Raw genomic sequence first — 10,806 nt, 5'->3', positions numbered from 1 at the left:
CAACGAGAACACCAACGGCCTGCTGCGGCAGTACCTACCCAAGGGGAGCGACCTGAGTGGCTTCACTCAAGAAGAGCTGGACGCGATTGCCTGGCAACTGAACACGCGACCACGCAAATCGCTGGGCTTTAAGTGTCCCGCCGAGTTGTTTACACCGGACGCCTTCGACTTCAAGCAGCATCATGCTGCTCTTTTTGCACTTGGTCATTGAAACCGCCGTTGTTTTTATTGGTGTCCACGGAGGGAATTGAACCCCCGACCTGCCCCTTAGGAGGGGGCCGCTCTATCCAACTGAGCTACGTAGACGGCGGTCGAATGCTACCACAGCACTATGGGTCGATGAAAAGTCATCTCCTAGTTCATTTCCGGTTCGACCCAGACTTCGGGTTCATCGAACAGGAAAGATACGTGGACGATGATCGGGCGACAGCATACGGGGCAGTCTTCAACGTATTCCTGCGTGCCGGCGCTGGCGTCCAGCAGCAGGTCGATGGTTTCCCAGCAGTAGGGGCATTGCACGCTGACTTCGGGTTGAAGGTCCATGGGGTGCTTCCGGTTCTTGTGGTGCCGCTTGGTCATTTGATCGCGAACGGGTGGGTTGGTTAATCGAGTATGGACGAAAAAGCCCGCTCCGGAAAAGTACCTCGGGCGGGCTGTTCGATCGGACGGTCAGGCACTGTTTTCTGGCAGCGATCAGTTCATGTATTTGATCATTTCATCGCCGAAGGCATCGCTGCCGATTTGGGTGGCGTCGTCCATGAGGCGGGCGAAGTCGCCGGTGACGCGCTTGTTGGCAATTGCACCTTCGACACCTTTGATGACGAGATCGGCCGCTTCAAGCCAGCCCATGTGGCGTAGCATCATTTCGGCGGAGAGAATCAGCGATGCCGGGTTGGCCAGGTTTTTACCGGCAATGTCGGGCGCGGTGCCGTGGGTGGCTTCGAACATGGCGATGGAGTCGGACATATTGGCGCCGGGAGCGATGCCGATACCACCAACCTGGGCTGCCAGCGCGTCGGAAATGTAATCGCCGTTGAGGTTCAGGGTCGCGATGACGTCGTAGTCTTCCGGTCTGAGCAGTATCTGTTGCAGGAAGGCATCTGCGATGCTGTCTTTGATGGTGATTTCGCGGCCGGTTTTCGGGTTGGTGCATTTGTACCAACCGCCACCGATTTCGGTTGCGCCGAACTCTTTTTTCACTAGATCGTAGCCCCATTGCTTGAAGCCGCCTTCGGTGAACTTCATGATATTGCCTTTGTGCACGAGGGTGAGGGAACTGCGATCGTTGTCGATCACGTATTCTATCGCCTTGCGCACGAGCCGTTCGGTGCCCTCGCGCGAGACGGGCTTGATGCCGATGCCGGAGCTTTCGGGGAAGCGGATTTTGGTCACACTCATTTCATTGATCAGGAAGTCGATGACTTTCTTGACTTCCGGCGTGCCCGCGGCCCATTCGATACCGGCGTAGATGTCCTCGGCGTTCTCACGGAAGATGACCATTTCGGTTTTTTCCGGGTGTTTGAGCGGGCTGGGCGTGCCGGTGAAATAACGCACGGGACGCAGGCAGACATACAAATCGAGCTGTTGGCGCAGGGCGACATTGAGTGAGCGAATGCCGCCGCCGACGGGTGTGGTCAATGGCCCTTTGATGGAGACGACGTAATCGCGCACGGCGGCCATGGTTTCGGCTGGCAGGCCGCTTTTATCGTCTGCATAGACTTTGGTCGCCTTCTCGCCGGCATACACTTCCATCCAGGCAATTTTCTTCGTATCGCCATAGGCCTTGGCGACCGCGGCATCAATCACCTTTTTCATGACGGGGGTGATGTCGACACCGATGCCGTCGCCTTCAATGAACGGAATGATCGGTGTGTTCGGTACGGTGATCAATCCATCCGGATGGGCAGTGATGCGCTCGCCTTGGGGGATTTTGATGTACTGGGAAGCGGATTGGGTCATGTCGTGTATGCCTCTAATAAAGGGTTTAATCGAATAAAACTGAGCTTTTCATCAGTATATCTTGGTAAATGCTGATTTATTCCATCCTTGGAATAAATCAGCGCGCTCATCGCGGTACCCGCCCGCGATGAGCGCTCACGAATCAAAGACGGTCAGTCTTTGATTCGTGTTGGGGCATCCTGACCCAAGCGGGAAGCACTGAATAAATCAACGCTTCCCTTGAAGTTTTATCGAAACAGTTCGCTTTTTGTACCTGTGTGAAATTTCACTCTTGAAATTCAAAACAGCACCCCCATGTTGAGGACTCGTTACTGGCGCGCATTGGTCTTGATCGACGGATGCGCAAATTTTTGACTTGAACTTGATACGGAGTGATCTCAATGAAAATTCGTCCCCTACATGACCGCGTCTTGATCAAGCGCGTGGAAGAAGAGCGCAAAACGGCGTTTGGTATCGTTCTGCCCGATTCCGCCGCTGAGAAACCAAACCGTGGTGAAGTAGTTGCCGCAGGCCCCGGCAAGAGCAACGACAAAGGCGAAGTTCGTCCTATGGGCGTCAAGACAGGCGACCAAGTCCTGTTCAATCAATATGCCGGCACCAAGGTCAAGGTGGATGGCGAGGAACTCTTGATGATGGGCGAAGACGATCTGCTCGCTGTTATCGAAGGTTAATTTTCCTCATTACGTAAATAAGTTAAGGAGCAATCTCACATGGCTGCTAAAGAAGTTCGTTTTTCCAGTTCTGCTCGCGACCGCATGTTGCGCGGCGTGAATGTTTTGGCTGATGCCGTCAAGGTCACCTTGGGGCCAAAAGGCCGTAACGTTGTCATCGAAAAGAGTTTCGGTGCGCCGCACGTCACCAAAGACGGTGTAACCGTTGCGCGTGAGATCGAACTCGAAGACAAATTCGAGAACATGGGCGCGCAGATGGTCAAAGAAGTGACCTCGCAAACGGCCGATATCGCCGGTGACGGCACCACTACTGCCACCGTTCTTGCCGCCGCGATTGTGCGCGAAGGCGTTAAAGCCGTTGCCGCAGGCATGAACCCGATGGATTTGAAGCGCGGTATCGATAAAGCTGTGATCGCTGCGGTCGAAGAGCTCAAGAAAATCTCCAAGCCCTGCACCAACAGCAAAGAAATTGCCCAGGTCGCCACCATTTCCGCTAACGCGGACGAGAGCATCGGCAAAATTATCGCTGAGGCGATGGACAAAGTGGGCAAGGACGGTGTGATCACCGTTGAAGAAGGTTCTGGCTTCGAGAACGAACTGGACGTGGTTGAAGGGATGCAGTTCGATCGCGGTTACCTCTCGCCGTATTTCGTCAATAACCAGAAAACCATGTCTGCAGAACTGGAAGATCCGTTCATCCTGTTGCACGACAAGAAAATCAGCAATATCCGTGAGATGCTGCCAGCACTCGAAGGCGCTGCCAAAGCGGGCAAGCCTTTGCTGATCGTCGCCGAAGACATCGAAGGTGAAGCGTTGGCGACTCTGGTCATCAACTCCATGCGCGGTATCGTCAAAGTGGCTGCGGTCAAGGCGCCGGGCTTCGGCGATCGTCGTAAAGCCATGCTGCAGGATCTCGCGATTCTGACCGGCGGCCAGGTGATTTCCGATGAAGTGGGCCTGAACCTCGAGAAAATCACGCTGGATGACTTGGGACGTGCCAAGCGCATCGTGGTCAGCAAAGAAAACACCACTATCATCGGTGGCGCGGGCGACAAGGCGGATATCGATGGTCGCGTGACCCAAATCCGTACGCAAATGGAAACCACAACTTCCGATTACGACAAGGAAAAACTCCAGGAGCGTATTGCCAAGCTGGCTGGCGGCGTGGCTGTCATCAAAGTGGGTGCGGCGACCGAAGTCGAAATGAAAGAGAAGAAAGACCGCGTTGACGATGCACTGCACGCGACCCGTGCTGCGGTTGAAGAAGGTGTGGTTCCCGGTGGTGGGGTTGCCTTGATTCGTGCCCTCGAAGCCATTCGCGGCATGACCGGTGCCAACACCGATCAGAATACCGGTATCGCGATCGCTATGCGTGCGATGGAAGATCCACTGCGCCAGATCGTGTTCAACTGTGGTGAAGAGCCTTCAGTGATCGTGAATCAGGTTCGTTCGGGTTCAGGTAACTTCGGTTATGACGCGGCTAACGGCACTTTCGGTGACATGATCGAAATGGGTATTCTGGACCCAACCAAGGTCACCCGTTCCGCGTTGCAGAACGCAGCTTCCGTGGCCGGTCTGATGATCACCACTGAATGCATGATTGCCGAACTGCCGAAGTCTGATTCGCCAGCCGCACCGGGCGGCGACATGGGCAATATGGGCGGCATGATGTAACGCAGCCTGATCTCCGGATCGCCCGGAGATCGCCCGAAAAGACAAAACGCCCCGCACGTTAATAATGTGCGGGGCTTTTTTATGCCTATTATTATCTCTGAGGCAAAATCAGATGTGACTTAATACCAATGATGCCACATCTATATGTTTTGCTGGGGTACGTCATACGATGAAAAGGGGGGTCGCTTGGTGGGAGGAAACCCGAGCATGAGCTACCTTCACCGCTTTATTTGCGTAGGTCGTGGTGTTAAAAAAACCTCAGATCAACTCTCAATCACCTGATAAACTGCGGTTATACCATTTATTAGGAGAGATTTTCCTCATGAAACGGTCCGGTCAAATGAGTCAGGCTGAGAATCGTATGACTTCAATTTGCTTATCCGGTTATATGAAAACGGGCAGCAAAATGGGCCTGCATACGTGGTCTGGGCCAAATGTTCTGTTCGTTCAGCGCTTTTCGTGCTGCGCTTGTGGTGCTCTGGCGCACGAAGACGTGAGTCATTGAAATGCGCAACACGGGTTGGGCGGGTACTGGCCCGCGTACATTTGCATAAGGCCAAGACACGGAGTCAAGGATGGAATGTTCAGAGCGAAAAGCCTGCTTGGTGTCGCAAGGAACCCCTGATTTAATCTGCGGTTCCATAACTGCCTACTATGAATAAATTATGATAAATAAAAAAAAGCGGAACGCAGCCGGTGAAGAAATCGCTGTGATCGGTATGGCTTTACGTTTTCCTGGGGGGCTTTCCAGTGAAGCAGGTTTATGGACATCCTTGATCAATGGACGTGATTTGGTTACCGAGGTGCCTTCTGAGCGTTTCGGCACAGAATTCCACCAACACGATAGGCGGGATGAGCCCGGACGGAGTGTCACGTTTAAGGCGGGTATCGTTGAAGATATTGGGGATTTCGATCCGGCTTTTTTTGGAATCTCCCCGCGCGAAGCGTCCAAAATAGATCCCCAGCATCGCCTTTTGCTTGAGTTGGCTTGGCATGCCTTTGAAGACGCGGGAATCCCGCCGTCCATCTATGCGGGTTCGGCCTGCGGGGTGTTCGTCGGTATTTCCTCAACGGAGTACGGCACGCGCACAGTTGATGATTTAGCGTCGATGAATGCCTACTCCATGCTCGGCGGTACGCTGAGTATTGCGGCGAATCGACTGTCTTATGTCTATGATTTGCATGGACCGAGCCTGTCGATTGACACCGCCTGCTCCTCTTCATTGGTGGCCTTGCACATGGCCTGTGAATCGATCCGGCGTGGCGAGAGTGAAACCGCCTTGGTGGGTGGCGCGAATTTACTGGCACATCCCTATCCGTTTGTTGGGTTTTCACATGCGTCCATGTTATCGGCTGATGGTCGCTCGAAATCGTTTAGCGCCGATGCCAATGGCTATGCGCGTGCTGAAGGCGGTGCGGTTTTGTTGCTCAAGCCCTTACATGCCGCGCAGCGGGATGGAGATCGAATCCATGCCGTGATTCGCGCCACGGGCACGAATTCCGATGGCGGGCGCAAAACCGGCATCACCATACCTAGCGTCGAGGGCCAAACCCGTTTATTGCAGCAGGTGTTGGCCCGGTCAGGCTTGAGCCCGGCCGATGTCGATTATGTAGAAGCTCACGGCACGGGCACGTCGATCGGCGACCCGATTGAGATCGAGGCCATTGGTCGGGTTTATGGTGATGCACGTTCTGAAGATAACCGGCTGCCTGTCGGCTCGATCAAATCCAATATTGGCCATATGGAACCTGCCTCTGGCATGGCGGGTTTGATTAAGGCCGTGTTGGTTTTACAGCATCGAACGATTCCACCATCGATTCATTCGAGTGTGCTCAATCCCAAGTTGGCTTTGGACAAATATCACATCGAGATTGTCCGTCAGCCAACTGCGCTGTTGGTGCAAGAGCGTCCCGCTTTTGCTGCGGTTAATTCCTTTGGTTTTGGTGGTACCAATGCCCATGTGATAATCGAATCCGCCCCAGCGGTTGAAACGGTTGAAACCAAAGCAGCCAAAAAATTTCAGTCGTTGCCCGCGCTGATGATCAGCGCCAAGGATCGCCTCGCGCTGAATGTTCTGGCGTGCGCATATGCCGATTTGATTGAAGAGAATCCTGATAACTACGTGACCGTGGCACAGGCCGCTGCTTCACAACGGGAGTGGTTGTCACTGCGTTTGGGGGTTATCGGTGATTCGGTAGCAGAAATCGCACAGCGCTTGCGACACACGGCGAAGCAAATCGAGGGCGATGAGCTCCGCCGCGGTGTGGTACTGCAAGAGGTAGCCACCAAATCATCTTCTCGCGAACCGCGCCGTTGTGCGTTTGTCTATGGCGGCAATGGCGCTCAGTGGCAAGGCATGGGTTTGGCACTGTTACGCGAATCAGCCGTATTTGCGCGAAGTTTGCGCAAACTCGACCGGACAATGCGTCCGCAGCTCGGCTGGTCCTTGATTGCCGAATTAAAAAAGCAAACCGATGCCAGTCGATTGCAGGATACAGCGGTTGCCCAGCCACTCCTGTTCGCGATTCAGGTTGCCTATACCGAGTTGCTGCGCGCCGAAGGATTGTCGGCGGATGCGTATCTCGGTCACAGTGTGGGCGAAATCGCCGCTGCTTGGGCGGCTGGATGCTTGAGCCTGGATGATGCGATTGCCGTGGTGCTTGTTCGCAGCCGTGCGCAAGCCAAAACAGCGGGTAGTGGTCGCATGTTGGCCGCTGCGATTTCGCCTGAACAATTGGCCCCCACCTTGGCCGAGCTCAATATCGACCAGCAAGTTTGCACGATTGCTGGTTTTAACGCGCCCAACTCGCTCACGCTGGTTGGCGATGAACAGGCGCTGTCGGCCTTGAATGACCATTGGGCACAAAAGGGCGTTTTTGCGCGCCTATTGGATTTGGATTACGCCTTCCATAGCGCGGCGATGGACCCCATCGCCAATGAGATCACCACTCATTTGGGTTCTCTTAAACCCCGTCACGGTTCAGGCTTCGTATCAACCGTCACGGGCGCGCCACATTTGGGTGTGGCGCTCGATGCTGCTTATTGGTGGCGCAATGTGCGCGAACCGGTGCAGTTTGCCTCAGCCATTTCGCATTTACTGGATGAAGGCTGTTCGCTCTTTGTGGAAATCAGCCCCAATGCGATTTTGCCCCGGTACATCGTGCAATGTGCCGAGCACAAAAAAATCCAAAAACTCAATGTCATCACACTGGCGCGAAAGCAAGCCGATGGTTGGTTGGATTTCTCCGAAGCCGCGCTCAAATTTCGTTTGCAGTTGGGATTACAAGCAATCCCTAAATCGAAAAGGCCTGCGGTGATTGATCTGCCTAAATATCCTTGGCAGCGCCAGCGCTATTGGGCGGAAGAGACTAACGAAGGCTACAACCTGATTTATCGCGCCAATGTGCATCCGCTCTTGGGCTATCCGCTTAAAGATGCGCCCCTCACTTGGGAAAATATCCTTGATGCCGACCGGGTGCCTTACCTCAACGATCATCGGGTCGATGGCTCGGTCGTATTTCCGGGCGCGGCCTATCTCGAACTGGCGCTTGCTGCCGCCGATTTGGGGCTGCATTGGCCGAAAACGGAAGTGCGGGCGCTGAGTATTTTGCATCCGCTGGTATTTGAAGCCGGGCAGAGCCGTACCCTGCGCACCCGTATTTTCGGCCACGATCATCGCTTTTCCATTCAAAGCCGCCGTCGCTTAAGTGACGATGACTGGACGGAACATGCCGTGGGGCAATTGCGTGCCCTGGTTGATGACATGACCGATGACATGGTTGATGGTTTGATTGCTCAGCCCGTCCAACTCGATATGCCCGCTGATGCGAGTGTCATTGATGCGGCCACGCATTATCAAACCGCCAAGGCGCTTGGGCTGGATTATGGGGTGAGCTTCCGGGGTCTCGGTGCTTTAACCGTTTCAAGTAACCAAATCCGGGGTGAATTTGCGCTACCGGCGATGGTTACTGAAGATCATGCGCACTATCTTCACCCCGCGATGCTGGATCTGTGTTTTCAGTCCTTGCTGTCGCACACTGGGGCAATGGGCTCGGCCACACGGCAAAGCTATTTGCCGGTTCATGTGGGGCGTCTTGTGGTGGCGCAGTCTAGCACGCAGCCCGCTGGCTTTCACGGGCGAATCAAGCGCGTGTCAGCGCATTCGGTGGTGGCGGATTTCTCGTTGCATCATGCGGGTGGGCAACTGATTGCCGAGCTGCGCGATTGCCGCTTTAAGGCAGCGCATTTCGCGGCGGCCAACCCAGCACCGCAATTATGGCAAACCCAAGCGATTGATCTACCAGGAAAAACAGTACGGATTCAATTAGCTGATCGCTGGCCTGCACTGCTTGATAGTCAGCCGGTGCTTGTCGGTTCGGTCAGCCGCGCGCGTTATTACGCTGAAATTCGCCCCTTGCTGGATGCGCTGGCAATTTCTTGTGCCTATGAAGCGGTGGCAGAACTCGCCGATACCCAAGGGCGTTTACCTGCGGATGTGCCCAGCGATTCAGCGCTGTATCGCGGTGTGCTGTCACAACTCAGTGTGCACGATTATGTGGATGCCAAGACCACGCCGCACCCCCTGCGCGAAGCACCACCGTCGAGCCACGAGATCTGGACGATGCTCAGCCAAGACTATCCCGAGGCCAATGCCGAGGCGACCTTGATTGCCCGCTGGGGTACGCACCTCAAGCAGCGACTGCGGGGCCAAGCGGAGGCGGCGAATGCATTGGCGATGGCGCAGCACAGCGCCTTGTACGCACAATGGCAAGCTGACGGGCTGGCCGCCGAAGGGAGACGCTGGCTGCGTGATCAGTTCTGCAAACAGCTCGGGCAAGGGCTCGCACGGGCTGGGGTGCGGCGCTTGCGTGTGCTGTTGGTGGGCGATCAACCCAGTGATCCCCATCAATTCACCCAAGTTTTGCGCGCCTATTTCCCGACGCTCGGCGTGATGGTTTATGCCACTTCCCCTGATAGCGATGTTTTTTCAAGCTGGGTCGCTCATGATCCGCAGCACATGCGACTACTGCCGTGGGTGCAGTTTCAGCAACAGCTCGCTGATGGTGCGTTGGGTTCATTTGACCTGCTCTGGCTTGAGGGTGCGGCTATCTTTGGTCGCGCGTTGGATGTCGACGCCTTGACATCCTCCGCAGTCGGCGGGTTGCGGGTCATCATGCAGCCAGAGTCATCAATCTATGCGGCATGGATTGAGGGGCTCGCCACGGCTGGCGATGGTTTGGCTCAGTGGCAAGCTCATAGCGTTACAGATGAGTGCATGGCTCGGTTTGCCCAAAGTTCGCCGCAAACAACCAAACATTGGTATGAACCTGATGATGAAGCACATTTAGGCGCTGCGTTGCATATCGATACGATCCCAGCGGCGTGTTCTGCTACGGAGCAAATCAGCGTAGCGAATCAGCCCGGATTATCGGCCAAGCCGCTGGCTCAGTTTGTGCCTTTAAATCCTGCCGGAAACGATCTGGTCGAGCAGCTTGATCTCATGGTTGCGTTTGAACGGGTCACTGAGGATACGTCGGCGCCCGAGTGTCCGCTCATCCTGCTCAGTGGCATTCTCTCATCCTCGGAAGACTTGGCCGCCGCCACGCTGAATGCTACCCATCAATTGCTTGCGCGGCTGCAAAATCTTTCGCGGGAAGAAAGTAAGCGGCCGATTTTTCTGCTGCTGCCCTTTGGGGCTTTGGCCAGTGATTCTGATGCTCATGCTCATCCTGGCCTCCAACCCTTCGGCCATCCCTGGCCGAAGCCCGCTTCGCGGGAAAGGCCTTCGGCTCAACCCGTCAATGCCGCCCTATGGGGCATGGCGCGGGTGGCGATAAATGAATATCCGGGGCTGAATTTGTACCTGATTGATCCGCGTGGCGATGCGCAGGATCAATGGCTGCGTGCTGAGCTACAGCGTCTGTTCAGCCAACCGCCCGAGGAGCACGAGTTGATTCTTGAAGCCGGTCGCGTGCAGGGTTTGCGCGTGGTTCCGGCAGCGGACGAGCCCACATTATCGGGTGATGCCTCGATGAATCGCTGCGCGCTCAAATTCGACTTCCCTGGCCAATTGCGCAACTTGCAGTGGCAATCGGTGGCAGAACCCGTTCTTGACGACGACGAGGTTGAGCTCAAGGTGCACGCCGTGGGGCTGAATTTCCGCGATGTGATGTTCGCCATGGGCTTGCTGGGCGATGAAGCGGTCGAAAACGGTTTTTCCGGCGCAAGCTTAGGTTTGGAGTGTGCGGGCATCATCACCCGCGTGGGTGCGAGGGTCGATCATGTGGCGGTGGGCGATGCCGTGTTGGGCTTCGGGCCGCAATGCTTTGCCAGCCATGTGGTCACGCTCGGCCATGCCGTTGGGCGTATGCCGGAGCACTGGTCGTTTGCGCAAGCGGCGACCGTGCCGACGGTGTTTTTCACCGTGTATTTCGCCTTGGTGGAAATGGCGCGGTTGCGTGCGGGTGAGCGGGTCTTGATTCACGGCGGTGCGGGCGGTGT

At 55.4% G+C, this 10,806-nt stretch carries 5 protein-coding genes, 1 tRNA gene and 1 pseudogene; 4 read left to right on the top strand and 3 right to left on the bottom strand.

Features of this window, described 5'->3' with window-relative positions; genetic code table 11:
• Window positions 1-211 (top strand): annotated as a pseudogene (locus tag M7R55_RS01590) (hypothetical protein); the annotation flags it as partial.
• 18 nt (window positions 212-229) lie between these two features.
• On the opposite strand, the gene M7R55_RS01585 reads toward M7R55_RS01590, so the two are convergent.
• The 3 genes from M7R55_RS01585 to icd all read right to left on the bottom strand — a co-directional run bounded on the left by M7R55_RS01585 (window position 230) and on the right by icd (window position 1,959).
• A tRNA-Arg gene (locus tag M7R55_RS01585) sits at window positions 230-306 on the bottom strand.
• Window positions 307-354: 48 nt separating this feature from the next.
• Window positions 355-543 carry a CPXCG motif-containing cysteine-rich protein gene (locus M7R55_RS01580; RefSeq protein WP_298217884.1) on the bottom strand — a complete coding sequence of 63 codons (189 nt, stop codon included), beginning with the start codon at window positions 541-543 and terminating at the stop codon, window positions 355-357.
• 150 nt (window positions 544-693) lie between these two features.
• Complete coding sequence (gene icd, locus M7R55_RS01575) at window positions 694-1,959, bottom strand: NADP-dependent isocitrate dehydrogenase (protein WP_298217883.1); 1,266 nt, start codon at window positions 1,957-1,959, stop codon at window positions 694-696.
• Window positions 1,960-2,339: 380 nt separating this feature from the next.
• Here icd and M7R55_RS01570 point away from each other — a divergent pair, with 380 nt between their 5' ends.
• The 3 genes from M7R55_RS01570 to M7R55_RS01560 all read left to right on the top strand — a co-directional run.
• Window positions 2,340-2,630 carry a co-chaperone GroES gene (locus M7R55_RS01570; protein WP_012823508.1) on the top strand — a complete coding sequence of 97 codons (291 nt, stop codon included), beginning with the start codon at window positions 2,340-2,342 and terminating at the stop codon, window positions 2,628-2,630.
• A gap of 39 nt (window positions 2,631-2,669) precedes the next feature.
• Complete coding sequence (groL, locus tag M7R55_RS01565; RefSeq protein WP_298217878.1) at window positions 2,670-4,304, top strand: chaperonin GroEL; 1,635 nt, start codon at window positions 2,670-2,672, stop codon at window positions 4,302-4,304.
• Window positions 4,305-4,969: 665 nt separating this feature from the next.
• A partial coding sequence (locus M7R55_RS01560; protein WP_298217876.1) for a type I polyketide synthase occupies window positions 4,970-10,806 on the top strand: 5,837 nt, incomplete at its 3' end.

This window comes from Halothiobacillus sp., assembly GCF_027346185.1.
In the GTDB taxonomy this organism is placed as follows: domain Bacteria; phylum Pseudomonadota; class Gammaproteobacteria; order Halothiobacillales; family Halothiobacillaceae; genus Halothiobacillus.
The sequence above is the reverse complement of the archived record's forward strand: the minus strand, read 5'-3'. Positions and strand labels throughout refer to the sequence as shown.